The sequence below is a fragment of the Marinimicrobium sp. C6131 genome (assembly GCF_026153455.1).
Classification (GTDB): Bacteria; Pseudomonadota; Gammaproteobacteria; order Pseudomonadales; family Cellvibrionaceae; genus Marinimicrobium.
In genome coordinates, this window is record NZ_CP110629.1 from 2,155,900 (window position 1) to 2,169,806 (window position 13,907).

Here is a 13,907-nt window from a genome sequence, read left to right on the forward strand (position 1 = left end):
CAGCCCTCTCACAGAACCGTACATACGGGCCACGTATACGGCTCATGCCATTAACTTACCCCGAGCTCGGGGACAGTGATGCCGGTTCGAACCTTGGTCGGGTCTACCAACCTCAGTTCATCGTGCAGGTAGGCATTGGGGATCGCATGATGCGCCAGCGGCGACGCCGCGTTGCGCCAGCTACGCATCTTGATGGACTTGAACGGCGGGCGGTAGCCCAGCTGTTTCAGCCTCCGATGTAGCCGGCTCGGTTTCTTCCACTGGGTGAGCTGGATGCAGCGTAGACGACGCCTCAGCCATCTCATCACCTGCTTCAGAACCCGAGCGCAGTTCGCTACCCGGAAGTAGCCGGCAAAGCCCCGCAGCACCGGATTCAACTCGCGGATGATCTGCATAAGTCCGATTCCACGGTTTCGCTTGGTCAGCGCTTTGAGCGTCTGCTTGAGTTTCACCACCTTCTTGTCCTGGATGCGGGTGTACTTAGTGTGGATCACCACACCCAGGAACTTCACCCCCTCATCGCTGTGGGCGATGTGGGTCTTGGTGGCATTCACCCTCAGCTTCAGCTCTCCTTCCAGATACCCTTGGGCCACCCGTAACGCATTCTCCGCACCCGCTCGTGAGCCGCACAGGATCAAGATGTCGTCCGCGTAGCGGACGATGCGGTGACCCCGCGCTTTCATGAACTGGTCGAAGGCGTCCAGATAGACGTTTGCAATCAATGGACTGATCACGCCGCCCTGCGGGCTGCCCAACGTCGTCTCTTCGAGGTGGTGCCCCACCATGACTCCGCTTTCCAGAAACTGGCGCAGCAGTGACAGAACACTGCCGTCCGTGATCCGTCGGCGGAACCGGCGGATGATCAGGTCGTGATTGAGGGTGTCGAAGCATTTCGACAGGTCCATGTCCACGACCCATTCGCGCCGATAGCGGCGGACGAACAACTCCGCCTTGCCAATGGCGTGGTGAGCACGGCGTCCCGGACGATACCCGTAACTCGACGGGTGGAAGTCCGGCTCGAAGATCGGTTCTATGATGCCGCGCAACGCCTGTTGCACTACCCGGTCCCGAACCGTCGGAATGCCCAGCAGACGCTCACCGCCATCCTCCTTGGCAATGACCACACGTCTGACCGGTCGCGCCCGATAGCGCTTCTCCTTCAGCTCGAGTAGCAGGCACGACAGCTCCACCTCCAGATTCGCCTCGAACGCACTCAGGCTCTGCCCATCGATTCCGGCCGCACCTTTGTTGCGTTTGACGTGTCTGAAGGCTTCATACAGACGCTGCTTTGACAGCAGGTGCCCGTACAGACTGTAGTATCTCCTCATGCCTGCGCATCTCCGTGATGACGGCTTCGAGGGTCGGTCTGGCTGCCGGCCTGGTTCAAGCGATCCGCCCGGGTGCTAGCGCTGTGGCAATCGTCCGCCACGGTATCGCCCTACTGCCTGGTTCGCAGAACACCGAAGCCACCACGTTCCCGCAGCGCCTCAATGCACGTGCCAGCCCCGTCGGGCTGCTTGTGAACACAGCGTCCACCGCTCGCTCGTCGTCCGTCATACTCGCTAATGACTTCCGCCCTTCGCATCCCAGCGGGGCTTTTGGCTCCGCTCGGCCCGCTGAACCTCCGCCAGCGGTCGTTCCGGCTTTGTCCTCCGCACTGTTACCAGGCTTCTTCGGTCGGAACTTCTTCACTACTACGGCTTCATCTGCCACCTCGCACCCACTGTGACCTCGGCTCTCGCCTTGCGCCCCAGCATCCGGCACGGCCGGATTCGGTGTCAGGCTTCCCCGGTTACTGCACCGGCTCCCCGTCAACGATGCCACCCTCAATCACAACACAGGTCTGACTGAGTATCGGGCTTCGCGCTATCTTGCACGCTTACCCACCTGTGCTGCCGAAGCAGGTTCACTGTCGTTGTGTACCGTTGACCTCCTATGGCTTCCTTCAGACCCCACCGTTGGCCAGTGACGCCCTTGCCAGTCGGATTATCTTCCCCTCAGTCGGGGTGATGTCATCTTCTTTCAGACGACCGGGTTTGCCGGCTTCGCCGGGCAAACAAAAAGGCGGGCCAATGCCCGCCTTTTTCGTTTCAGTCAGCAGGTAGTTATTTCCAGTCGAGCTGACCGTTTACCCGATTGCCATTGATTTCGACATTGTCGAACACCAGGTTCTGAACATTGTCGAGGACAAACAGGTCGTCGGCTTTCTTGATGGTAATATTGCGCAACGTCACATCCTGCAGCGGATAACCTTCGGGCGCGTACACTTCCAGAACACTACCGGTGGATTCCACGGTAATGTCTTCGAATACCAGATCGCGATAAACGGTGGGATAGTTGCCACCCAGCTCACCCGGATAGTTCAACTGAAACCAGAACAGTTGATCAAACGACTCAATGGTCATGTTGCGCACCCGGATATGCTCGGCCACACCACCACGATCCAGGTTGGCTTTGAAGCGCACGGCCGCCTTGCCGCTGCGCAGAATGTTATCGGTAAAGTAGACGTGGCGAATACCACCGGACATTTCGCTGCCCAGTGCTATACCATCTTCACCCCCCATGTCATTGTTGCGCACCACCACATACTCACTGGGGCGGCCGACCTGACGACCGTCATAGTCACGACCGGATTTGATTACCACCGAATCGTCGCCGGTGCGGAAGTAGTTGTTCTCCACAATCACATAGCGACTGGAGTCCACATCGATACCGTCATTATTGGGGAACATGCTGTCCACCTTCAGACCACGCACGATGGCGTGATCGGTGTAGACCAGATGATTGATCCAGAACGGCGAATTTTTGATGGTGTAGTCTTCCAGCAAAACACGCTGGGCATCGACAATCTGCAGCATGCTCGGGCGCAGGAAGTGTCCCTCGGCAAACTGACGCTCCTCCACCGGGTTGCCCGCGGCGCCCATGGCCCGAAGTGCGTCCATATCCGGGCGCTGCTTGTCGTACCAGGGGTGAAACTCACTGTCTTCGTTGCCATCCAGGGTGCCCTTGCCGGTCACCGCAACATCCTGCACCTGGTAGGCGTAGATCAGGGGAGAGTAGCCATACATTTCGGTCCCTTCCCAGCGGGTCAGCACCGCCGGCAGATAATCCTCCGGCTCGGGGCTGAACAACAGCGTGGCCCCCTCGCTGATGTGCAGATTGATCCGGCTTTTCAGGTGAATCGGACCGTGACTCTCCCACTGGCCCTCGGGAATGATGACCCGGCCACCGCCGTCCGCACTGGCCTGCTCGATCGCCGCCATGATCGCAGGGCGGGCATCGCCGCGCTTGGCGTCGAAGTCGGTAATCAGATAATCGCGATTGGGAATCTGTGGAGGCTGTACCGCCTGCACAATTTCAGAGGCTTTGTTCCAGTCCGCCTGGGTGTCGTCGTGACTGTCCAGCGCCTGGGACAAGGATGCCGAGGTGGCCAGCACGGCGGCAAGCCCCCAGCGAAACAATGGGTTGATGGTCATAATGTCCTCACTACTTCTGAGTGGTTATCGTTGATTATAGGGGCGCTCTCACACGCCCCGGGTATTGAAAAGCAAATGCCGCCGGAACGCAATCAGCGGTCGAGTTCAAGGGCGGCCAGGATAAAAGGGCCGGTACCATGGGGATCGTTCACACGAATCGCTTCGCCAACATAGTACTCAAAGGTTCCCGGGCGGTAGGGCTCGTTGCCCAGACCGGCACTGCCACAGATCTGGGTCAGATGGATTTCGCCATTGGCTTCCACATCCACCAGTTCCTGAATCAGGCCATCGAACCCTTTCTCGGCCACCGCCTGAAACTTCTCCGGCAGATACCCCATGCGGACGCCTTTTGCCATGGCGTAGACAAACATCGAGGAGCCGGAAGCTTCCAGGTAGTTGCCGTAGCGATCGCCCTGATCCGTCACCTGATACCAGAGGCCGGAATCGTGCTGTACCTTCTCCAACGCCACCACCAGACGATTGAGAATATCGATCAGCGCCTGACGGTCGGGGTGGTCTTCGGGGAAGAAGTCGAGGGTATCCACCAGCGCCATGGCGTACCAGCCCATGGCCCGGGACCAGAAGTGCTCAGACAGACCCGTCTCATCATCGGCCCAGGTCTGCAGGGTGCTTTCATCCCAACCGTGGTACAGCAGCCCACTCTCCGGGTCGCGGGTTTTGGATTCGATCAGTTTGAACTGATGGGCGATATCGGAAAAGCTCTCGTCGGAGTTTTCAAACGTGGCCGCATACTGAGCCCAATAGGCCGCGCCCATATACAGGCCATCGAGCCACATCTGCCAGGGGTAGATGCGCTTGTGCCACAGGCCACCGGAGCGGGTGCGCGGCTGCCAGTCCAGTTGCTTGCGCAGAGTCTGCATGGCCGTCAGGTAGCGCTCGTCTTCGTATTTCTCATACAACAGGAACAACAGTTTTCCTGCATTGACATCGTCAATGTTGAAGTCCCAGATGTGGTAGTTCTTGATCTGACCCTGATCATCAATCAACTGATCCACATACACTTTTCCGTATTGCAGGTAACGATCATCGCCGGTGCGCTCATAAGCTTTCTGCATTGAGTAGAGCGTCAGCCCGTAGGTGTAAGCCCACTTGGGAGAATCCAGAAGCTTGTAGTCACGCATGGCCCAGGCTTCCGGGCTGCGCTTGATGATGGACAGGGCCATCCGGTCCGACCACTTGCCGTCTTTCGGGACGGTGACAGACGACTCACCGGTTTGGGCACTGGCGCAGCCCATGGTCAGACTCACCAGAGCCAGCACCATCAATGGGAAGCGGATGCCGAGTTTGATCCATTGGCCTATCGGGTTGATCAACATGTCTCTCTCCTGTCGTTGTATGAATTATTGATTCATGATCGGGCAACAAGCTGGCCGAAAGTTAAAAAAAGGCGCTGCCGACGTAGGTCCGGACAGCGCCAAGCTGGAGGCAAGCGGTACACCATGAAACGTTGTCTGACTCAGGCCTTCATTCGCTTGACCTGAGGTTTGAGGTCGGTCAGTTCTTCAATTTTGACCGGCCTGCCCTCATCAATACTTTTTCGCGCCGCCACACCAATCAGCACCGACATGGCGCCATCGCGGAAGTTGGCTTTCTGACCGTAGTTGCGCTCGGGTGGAATGCCCTTGAACACATGGGCGTTGAGAATCGGGTCACCGCCCCAGTGCGCCTTGCGAATGTAGGGCAACTCAATGCGCTGATAGTCACCAAAGTTCTTGGCGATGATCAATTCGTGTCGACCCTCTTCGCGGGTGCTGTGACTGGTCAGCCCCATTTCCTTTTCGTACACTTTGGACTGATCGGTTTCCTGCTCTTCCAGCCAGGGAATCCCCTCCCAGGTTTCCACCCGACCATGCTTGCCGTTCAGCGCCAGACGAAAGCCTTCAAATGGCGAATAGGTCGTCAGGGAATAGTTGACGATCACGTTGTTCGCGTAGCGCACCTGCACACTCATTTTGTCGAAAATATCGATTTCTTCGCGCCAGAGGCAATTGTCGCGAATGTAACCGTCGTGATGCTCATTTTCGACGTAAAGCTTGGTGGCCAGATCGTCTTTGGTGATGTCCCAGTAGTAGTCGCACTTCTTCTGATGCGGACACTCCCGACAGTTTTTACCCCGGAAGTCGTTGTTGTGTCCGTAGTGCTCCAGGGCACCGTAGGCGGATACCTCGACCGGGTCGGATTCGATAAACCAGTTCAACAGGTCGAAATGGTGGGCTGACTTGTGCAGCAGCAGGGTGCCACCTTTCTCGCGCAGACCATGCCAACGTCGAAAGTAGGAAGCCCCGTGATAGGTATTCAGGTACCAGTTGAAGTCCACCGACACCACGTCACCGATCTCCTTGCGATCCAGCACCTCTTTGAGCGAGGTGAACAGGTGACCGTAGCGGTAGTTGAAGCTCATGATCAGTTCGGCGTCGGAGCGTTCCACCGCTTTCTGGATGGCGGCACATTTGTGCTCATCCGTGGTCATGGGCTTTTCGGTGATGACATTGATATTGCGATTCAACGCCTTGACGATGATGTCATCGTGACTGGCATCATCCGTGGTCACCATCACCATGTCGATGGGGCCACTGTCGAGCAGAGCATCAATATCGGTAAAGGTAGGACAATCGACCCCGATATAGTCTTTGGCGAACTGCAGGCGGCCCGGGTTGGTATCGCACAGGCCGGCGAACTCCACCGCGTCGGAAAAACCCTGCACGAGGTCACGTCCCCAGAAGCGGATGCCACGGATACCGGTGCCGACCAGCGCCACCCGCATTTTACGGCCGGCCTGCTCGGCCATGATACCGGCACTGGAGGACGCAAGCGCCGTTCCCGCCAGGAGTTGACCACTGCCGCGCAGAAAGGCACGGCGATCGATCAGATGGGTTGATTTACTCATGGTTCTATCTCTTTATTGTTATGTCAAAAGACTCTCACAACCAAATGATTGCGCAATCAATACAGGTTTGCAAGTAAAAAAGTGAAAAGTTGCTATTGTGTGATATTTGCCGCCAGAATAGGGGCCCTGTCCGGAGTGGGCCGCCCCCGGACTGAATCGCCCGCCCAGGAGGGACCATGCCAGGCCGACACCGACGTTATTACCACGCCCTCCTGCTTCTGGGGTGGCTCTTACTGTCTTCCGCCAGCCTCGCAGAGCCCCGCCCCCGGATTGTATTCTCCTGCTGGGTGCCAACTTCCGTGCCACTGCATCAGCGACTGAGCCGCCTGTTCACCGAGTCCTTCGATGCCTTGGGCTACGATTTCAGTATGCACTACCGTCCCAACCAGCGCTCACTGATGGAGGCAAACGCGGGTATCAGCGATGGCGACTGCGCCCGGACACGAGATTACCGCGAAAACAACCCTGACACCGACCTGATCCGCATTGACGTCCTGCTGGCCCGAACGTCCATGGAAGCCTGGAGTCGCGAGCCGGACCTGACCCTGACCACCGAGGGGGACCTGGCCCGGGAACCGCTGCGCATCGGCTACGTCCGGGGTCACGTCGCAGTCAAGGACTTGATGCAACGCCATTCCCTGCCCAACCTCGTCTCGGTGACCGGTACCGAGCACGGCCTGAAGATGGTCAGTGCCGGACGTCTCGATTTGTTTATCGGCACCTCCGTATCCACCCGACAGGAACTGGAGGACATCGACCTGACCCACCCGATTTACTCCGCCGGCCATGTCATGGATATTGAGGGATACGCCTACCTGAACAAAGCGCACCGGGCGTTGCTGCCCTCGCTGGAGCGGGAGTTGCGCAAACGCCTGCCTGCCGGGGGTTGGCAGTTTGAGTGAGGCGGATCAACGCTGGGCAAGCCTTTTCATCCCCGAGTACAATAAGCGCGTATAGCCCCTCGAATGAACCCTGAACCAGGTGATTACCATGACACAGCGAGCCCTGTCCCGTTTGGACCAACTGATTGTGGGCATTGACCGGGTGTTGCGCACACTGGCCGATACGCCGGGAGAAGAGCGGCGCCCCTCTCCCGCTCGCGATCTGCCCCGATCCGAGCTGGATGACGCAGAGCGCCGCCACGCGGCGGGTTTGATGCGGGTGAACCACTCCGGCGAGGTCTGTGCCCAAGCCCTTTACCAGGGCCAGGCGCTGACCGCCAAGCTGCCCGAAGTGCGGGCCGAAATGGAACACGCCGCCGAGGAGGAGATCGACCATCTGGTCTGGTGTCGTCAGCGGCTGGATGATCTGAACAGCCACACCAGTTACCTGAATCCGCTGTGGTACGGCCTGTCCTTCGCTTTGGGGGCGGGGGCTGGTCTGGTCAGCGACCGGGTCAGTCTGGGGTTTGTCGCCGCGACCGAGGAGCGCGTATGCCAGCACCTGCAGACACACCTGGAGCAGTTACCTGAAGCAGACCGTCAAAGCCGGGCGGTGGTGCAACAGATGCTGACCGACGAAGCCAAACACGCCCAGACCGCCCTCGCCGCCGGCGGCCTGGATTTCCCGGCGCCGGTCAAAACGGCCATGAGCCTGGTGGCCAAGGCGATGACCGCTTCCAGCTATAGGCTTTGAGACATACCTTAATCGGTGGATGACGCCGCGGTGCGGCTTATCCACCCTGGGAGGTTGTTGTCTCGTCCGGGCCGGGAAGGGGAAGCCCTTTCAAGACACGCCGTGAATACGTCCCTGTAGGCTCGGATCGCGGGTCCCCCGCTCTACGGTCTTGAAAGGGCTTCCCCTTCCCGTCCCTCAGTGCCAATCGTCGCGTAGGGTGGATAAGCCGCACCGCGGCGTCATCCACCACAGCATCTGGAAGTGCTTACTCCGCTTCGCGGATTTCGTAGTCGTGGGTAATTTCCACGCCAGCCGCTTCCAGCATGATCGACGCGGAACAGTACTTGGTGGCCGACAGCTCCACCGCGCGCTTGACGTGTGCTTCCTTCAGATCCTTGCCGGTCACCACAAAATGCAGGTGGATTTTGGTGAACGGTGACGGTACGCCATCGGCCCGCTCGGCGTCCATATCCACATAGCAGTCCGTGACCTTCTGGCGGGACTTGCCCAGAATGCTCATCACATCAAAGGAAGAGCAGCCGCCGAGCCCCAGTAGCAGCATCTCCATCGGCCGTACGCCGGTATTGCGACCGCCGTGGTCCGGCGGACCGTCCATCAGCACAGTGTGACCACTGCCGGACTCCCCCAGAAACTGGGCACCATCTATCCACTTCACCTTACCTTTCATGCAACCTACCTCTCTGATATCAATGGCGCAGAAGGTTACCATAACCGCCCCAAAAACCCAGCCCCGACACTCGACTGTCGCTTGTTTCAACCGCTCTCAGGATTCTATACGGTTCCACTGGACATGTGAGCGCCTTGGGCTTATAACTGGTTCACAAACTTGCTAGCATGTAATCGGTGCCAACTGGCAAGGGCTCGCGTTTAGGTTCATAATGCCCGCCGTTAACCCATTGATAACTCAGAAAAAAGCAGGAGCTGCACTTTGGTAGCCGTATCCTTGACACCCCACATCACCCATGTGGACGAGTTTCTCAGCCATTGTCATCGCCGCCGTTACCCGGCCAAAAGCACGATTATTTACGCCGGGGACAAAAGCGATTCTCTTTATTATATTGTGCGCGGTTCGGTCACCGTTCTGATTGAGGACGATGAAGGCCGGGAAATGATTGTCGCCTACCTGAACGACGGTGACTTTTTCGGCGAGATGGGCCTGTTTGATCAGGAAGACTCGCGCAGCGCCTGGGTGCGCGCGAAGACGGAATGCGAAGTCGCTGAAATCAGCTACAGCAAATTCCAGGAGATCGCCGGCGAAAATCCCGAGTTCGTTTTTGCGCTGAGCAGCCAGATGGCCCGCCGACTGCGCGCCACCACCCGCAAGGTCGGGGACCTCGCCTTTCTGGACGTCACCGGCCGGGTGGCCCGAACGCTACTGGATCTGTGTAAGGAACCGGACGCCATCACCCACCCGGACGGCATGCAGATCAAAATCACCCGCCAGGAGATCGGACGCATTGTCGGCTGCTCCCGGGAGATGGTCGGCCGGGTTTTGAAGACCCTGGAGGATCAGGGGCTGGTGGAAGTGCGCGGCAAGACCATGGTGGTGTACGGGACGCGTTAGGGTTTCAATTGAAAAACCGCGCGAGGGCCTCACCGGGGTCATCGGCGCGCATGAACGCTTCACCCACCAGAAAGCTGTGCACGTGACGGCGGCGCATTTCCCACACGTCGTCCGGCGAAAGAATGCCACTCTCGGTCACCACGATCCGTTCGCTGTCGATGGCGGGCAGCAGGTCGTAGGTGGTTTTCAGATTGACGTCAAAGGTGTGCAGATTCCGGTTGTTGATACCGATCAGCTTGTTGGGCAACTCCAGCGCCAACTCCAGCTCGGCCAGGTTGTGTACCTCCACCAGAACATCCAACCCCAGTTCCAGCGCCAGCGTGTTCAGCTCGCGCATCCGGGTCGGTTCCAGTGCCGCGGCAATCAACAATATGCAGTCCGCGCCCAGCGCTCGCGCCTCATAGACCTGATACTCATCGACAATGAAGTCCTTGCGAATGACCGGCAGGCTCACGGCTTCGCGGGCCTGTTGCAGGTAGGCATCCGCCCCCTGAAAAAAATCCACGTCGGTCAGGACTGAAAGACAGGTGGCGCCACCACGCTCGTAACTACGCGCCAATTCGGCGGGCTCAAAGTGCTCCCGAATCACTCCCTTGCTGGGGGACGCCTTTTTGATTTCAGCAATCACCGCCGCCTGCCCCTCGGCAATCCGATTGGCAATGGCCTGGACGAACCCGCGGGTTTCCGGTGCGTGGAGCAGTCCCTGGCGCAATTCATCCAGCGAGCGCTGCTGCCTGCGCTCAGCCACTTCCTCGTGCTTACGGGCAATGATTTTTCTCAGCACCGTCGGGGTATCACTCACGGATCGATCCTCTTGGTTCATGCTCTATTGTGGTCAGCTCTCGCTCTTGAAACACTGGGTAAAGGCCGCCAACTCGCGAATTTTCTCGCCGGCCAGGCTGCTGCCAATGGCATCCCGCGCCAGCTCCACACCTTCTTCCAGACTTTCCGCCACGCCGCTGACGTAGATCGCGGCACCGGCGTTCAGGGTGATGATATCCGCGGCTTTCTCAGCGTACTGCCCGCGTCGATTGCCCAGGGCGTCCTTGATCAGGGCCAGGGACTCGCCGGCATTGGTCACACCCAGACCAATCAGGCTTTTACTCTGGATACCAAAATCTTCCGGTTTGATGTCGTACTCAATGACTTTTCCGTCTTTCAATTCAGCCACGTGGGTTTCGGACGCCAGACTGATCTCATCAAGGCCATCTCTGGCATGGACCACCATGACGTGTTCACTGCCCAGACGATGCAGCACCTCAGCCATGGGGCGGCACAGTTCACCGTTGAACACACCGATCACCTGTCGGCGCACATTGGCCGGATTGGTCATCGGTCCGAGCATATTGAAGATGGTACGCAAGCCCAGCTCTTTCCGTGGGCCAACAGCAAACTTCATGGCACCGTGATGAACGGGGGCGAACATGAAGCCCACGCCAATTTCCCGCACGCACCGGGCAACCTCCTCCGGCGAAATGTTCAGATTGATGCCCGCCTCTTCCAGAACGTCGGCACTGCCGGTGGAACTGGATACCGAGCGATTGCCATGCTTGGCCACCCGGCCTCCCGCCGCCGCTACCACAAACGCACTGGCGGTGGACACATTGAACAGGTTGGCACCGTCACCGCCGGTGCCACAGGTATCCACGAGGAATTCGGCTTCAATATCGACACGTTGTGCCAGCTCGCGCATGGCCATGGCCGCGCCGGTGATCTCATCCAGCGTCTCGCCTTTCATACGCAGGCCAATCAGGAAACCACCGATCTGCGCTTCCGTGGCAGCACCGGTCATAATCTCTTTCATGACCGAGGTCATTTCCTCGGTACTCAAATCAATCTTCTCGACCACTCGGGTCAAGGCTTGCTTGATGTCCATGTGTTTCTCCCGTTTATTATCGTGAGTCGTTTTTGTCGAGCTCTCTCACTCACTCCCCAGGGGCGAACACTCGGTCAGCCGGGCGCAATTTTTGTTGTAGGTTGGGTCTGGCGATCCCTCGCAAACGATTTACGCGACCCGATTCTGACACGAGTCCCTCAGTCGCGCAAAAAATTATTCAATAATTCGTGCCCCTGTTCGGTCAGGATCGACTCCGGGTGGAACTGCACGCCCTCGACGTCCAGCGTTTTGTGGCGCACGCCCATGATTTCAGCCGGTCGGCCGTCCTCACTCTGCGTCCAGGCGGTCACCTCCAGACAGTCTGGCAGAGTTTCACGTTCAATGATCAGTGAATGGTAGCGCGTTGCCTGCAATGGGTTGTTCAAACCGTGAAAAACCCCCCGGTTCGCATGGTAGACCGGAGACGTCTTGCCATGCATCACCTGCGGCGCACGAATCACATTGCCTCCGAATGCCTGACCAATGGCCTGATGCCCGAGACAGATGCCCAGCAACGGCACTTTGCCGGCAAACGCCTTGATCACCGCCAGTGACACTCCGGCCTCATTGGGTGTGCAGGGCCCCGGAGAAATCACGATTTTCTCCGGGGCCAGGGCTTCAACCTCGGCCACGGTGATTTCATCATTACGCACCACCTTCACATCGGCGCCGAGTTCCGCCAGGTACTGCACAACGTTGTAGGTGAAGGAGTCGTAGTTATCAATCATCAGAATCATGGCTGCTCTCCACCTTGGACGTCCGCGCCACCGTTTGCGTCCGCTTCGGCGCCGCGATTGACCATATCAACCGCGCGGAAAATGGCGCGGGCCTTGTTCATGGTTTCTTTCCACTCCAGCTCGGGCACCGAGTCCGCCACAATACCGCCACCGGCCTGGACGTACAGCTTGCCGTCTTTGATCACCGCCGTGCGGATGGCAATAGCCGTGTCCATGTTGCCGTTCCAGGCAATATAGCCCACCGCGCCGCCGTAGATACCGCGCTTTTCGCTTTCGAGCTCATCAATGATTTCCATGGCGCGAATCTTGGGCGCGCCGGACAGGGTTCCCGCCGGCAAGGCCGCGCGCAGCACATCCATGGCCTCCAGGCCCGGCTTGAGACGACCGGTCACATTGGAGGTGATGTGCATCACGTGGGAGTAGCGCTCCACCACCATCTTGTCGGTGAGTTTCACCGTGCCGGTTTCGGATACCCGACCGACATCGTTGCGCCCAAGGTCGATCAGCATCAGATGCTCGGCGATCTCCTTGGGGTCGTTGACCAGATCCTGCTCCATGGCCAGATCTTCTTCCGGGGTGCGACCGCGTCGGCGGGTACCGGCGATCGGGCGCACCGTCACGGTGCCGTCTTCCAGGCGGGCGAGAATTTCCGGGCTCGAGCCCACCACCTGATGGTCGCCCAGATCCAGGAAGTACATATAGGGCGAAGGGTTCAGGCAGCGCAGAGCGCGATAGAGGTTGAGCGGTTCGGCCTGATAGTCAATGGACAGCCGCTGGGAAGGCACCACCTGCATCACGTCACCGGCCAGGGTGTATTCCTTGATTTTCTCCACCGCCGCCTTGTAGCCGGCCTCTCCCATGTGGGAGGTGAAGGTCTGTTCCGGGCCCTCCACTTCGGGCAGGCCAACGTCCGGCACCGAGGGCACCGGCGCGCGCAGCTGCCCCTCGAGTTCCCGCAGGCGGGTCTGGGCTTTGGCGTAGGCGTCATCGATTTCCGGATTGGCGTGCACCACCAGAATCAGTTTGCCCGCCAGATTATCGAACACCAGCACTTCATCGGAAACAGTCAGCAGAATATCCGGCGTGCCCAGCTTATCGGGGGGCATGGACTGCTGCAGGTGGGGCTCGACATAGCGCACACAGTCATAGCCGAAATACCCCACCAGCCCGCCGGTAAAGCGCGGCAGGTCCGGCAGATCCGGCGCCCGATAACGGTGCTTGTACTCTTCAACAAACGCCAGCGGGTCGGCGCACTCGAACTGCTCCTCGATCTGGCCATCGCATTCCAGTTGTACACGGGAACCGAAGGCTTTCAGTACCCGCCGGGCCGGCAGGCCGATCATGGAGTAACGCCCCCACTTTTCGCCGCCCTGTACGGATTCAAAGAGGTAAGAATAGGGGCCGCGCGCCAACTTCAGATAAGAGGACAACGGGGTGTCCAGGTCTGCAAGCACTTCGTGCATTACCGGAATACGGTTGTAGCCTTCCGAGGCCAGCCGGGAAAATTGTTCTGGAGTCATGCTTATACCTTTTGTGTTGCATCACCACCGCTCACGCCGTGCCAACGGTGCCGTCAAATCATGAACGGTTGTATTCGAAACAGCAGCACGCCAACGTCGGGTAACGTGCCGAGACAGCGAGGGCCCGGCTCAGGCCTTGGGGGCCAACACCAGGCAATAAAGACCTAGCCACGCCATCGGGCGGGGTG

At 58.7% G+C, this 13,907-nt stretch carries 12 protein-coding genes; 3 read left to right on the forward strand and 9 right to left on the reverse strand.

All coding sequences use genetic code 11. The annotated features are described in order from the left end of the window. Positions 1-50: 50 nt before the first annotated feature. The 4 genes from ltrA to OOT55_RS09300 all read right to left on the reverse strand — a co-directional run bounded on the left by ltrA (position 51) and on the right by OOT55_RS09300 (position 6,384). Positions 51-1,328 (reverse strand): group II intron reverse transcriptase/maturase, encoded by a 1,278-nt coding sequence (gene ltrA / locus OOT55_RS09285; RefSeq protein ID WP_265365606.1) that lies wholly within the window; start codon positions 1,326-1,328, stop codon positions 51-53. A 777-nt stretch (positions 1,329-2,105) separates the two neighbouring features. Next, positions 2,106-3,476 carry a glycoside hydrolase family 28 protein gene (locus OOT55_RS09290; protein ID WP_265365607.1) on the reverse strand — a complete coding sequence of 457 codons (1,371 nt, stop codon included), beginning with the start codon at positions 3,474-3,476 and terminating at the stop codon, positions 2,106-2,108. Positions 3,477-3,568: 92 nt separating this feature from the next. Then, positions 3,569-4,813, reverse strand: coding sequence for a glycoside hydrolase family 88/105 protein (locus tag OOT55_RS09295; protein ID WP_265365608.1), 1,245 nt, complete (start codon positions 4,811-4,813; stop codon positions 3,569-3,571). Between the two features lie 140 nt (positions 4,814-4,953). Further along, on the reverse strand, positions 4,954-6,384 hold the full coding sequence (locus tag OOT55_RS09300) for a Gfo/Idh/MocA family protein (RefSeq protein ID WP_265365609.1): 1,431 nt from the start codon (positions 6,382-6,384) through the stop codon (positions 4,954-4,956). A 176-nt stretch (positions 6,385-6,560) separates the two neighbouring features. Between OOT55_RS09300 and OOT55_RS09305 the strand changes: the two genes are divergently transcribed. Further along, complete coding sequence (locus tag OOT55_RS09305; protein ID WP_265365610.1) at positions 6,561-7,286, forward strand: hypothetical protein; 726 nt, start codon at positions 6,561-6,563, stop codon at positions 7,284-7,286. Positions 7,287-7,374: 88 nt separating this feature from the next. After that, the gene (gene coq7 / locus OOT55_RS09310; RefSeq protein WP_265365611.1) at positions 7,375-8,019 is read left to right on the forward strand and encodes a 2-polyprenyl-3-methyl-6-methoxy-1,4-benzoquinone monooxygenase; all 645 of its coding nucleotides are present in this window, start codon (positions 7,375-7,377) and stop codon (positions 8,017-8,019) included. Between the two features lie 247 nt (positions 8,020-8,266). Here the strand turns inward: coq7 and OOT55_RS09315 are convergent, their stop codons facing one another. After that, the gene (locus tag OOT55_RS09315; RefSeq protein ID WP_265365612.1) at positions 8,267-8,689 is read right to left on the reverse strand and encodes an OsmC family protein; all 423 of its coding nucleotides are present in this window, start codon (positions 8,687-8,689) and stop codon (positions 8,267-8,269) included. Positions 8,690-8,950: 261 nt separating this feature from the next. On the opposite strand from OOT55_RS09315, the gene crp reads away from it, so the two are divergent. Next, on the forward strand, positions 8,951-9,586 hold the full coding sequence (crp, locus tag OOT55_RS09320; protein WP_024460962.1) for a cAMP-activated global transcriptional regulator CRP: 636 nt from the start codon (positions 8,951-8,953) through the stop codon (positions 9,584-9,586). 4 nt (positions 9,587-9,590) lie between these two features. Here the strand turns inward: crp and trpC are convergent, their stop codons facing one another. The 4 genes from trpC to trpE all read right to left on the reverse strand — a co-directional run bounded on the left by trpC (position 9,591) and on the right by trpE (position 13,719). After that, entirely contained in the window at positions 9,591-10,409 is an 819-nt protein-coding gene (gene trpC / locus OOT55_RS09325) for an indole-3-glycerol phosphate synthase TrpC (protein ID WP_265365613.1), read from the reverse strand. A gap of 12 nt (positions 10,410-10,421) precedes the next feature. Continuing rightward, complete coding sequence (trpD, locus tag OOT55_RS09330) at positions 10,422-11,462, reverse strand: anthranilate phosphoribosyltransferase (protein WP_265365614.1); 1,041 nt, start codon at positions 11,460-11,462, stop codon at positions 10,422-10,424. 158 nt (positions 11,463-11,620) lie between these two features. Next, entirely contained in the window at positions 11,621-12,199 is a 579-nt protein-coding gene (locus tag OOT55_RS09335) for an anthranilate synthase component II (RefSeq protein WP_265365615.1), read from the reverse strand. Further along, the gene (trpE, locus tag OOT55_RS09340) at positions 12,196-13,719 is read right to left on the reverse strand and encodes an anthranilate synthase component I (RefSeq protein WP_265365616.1); all 1,524 of its coding nucleotides are present in this window, start codon (positions 13,717-13,719) and stop codon (positions 12,196-12,198) included. Before trpE ends, OOT55_RS09335 begins: the two co-directional genes overlap by 4 nt. Between the last annotated feature and the right edge of the window lie 188 nt (positions 13,720-13,907).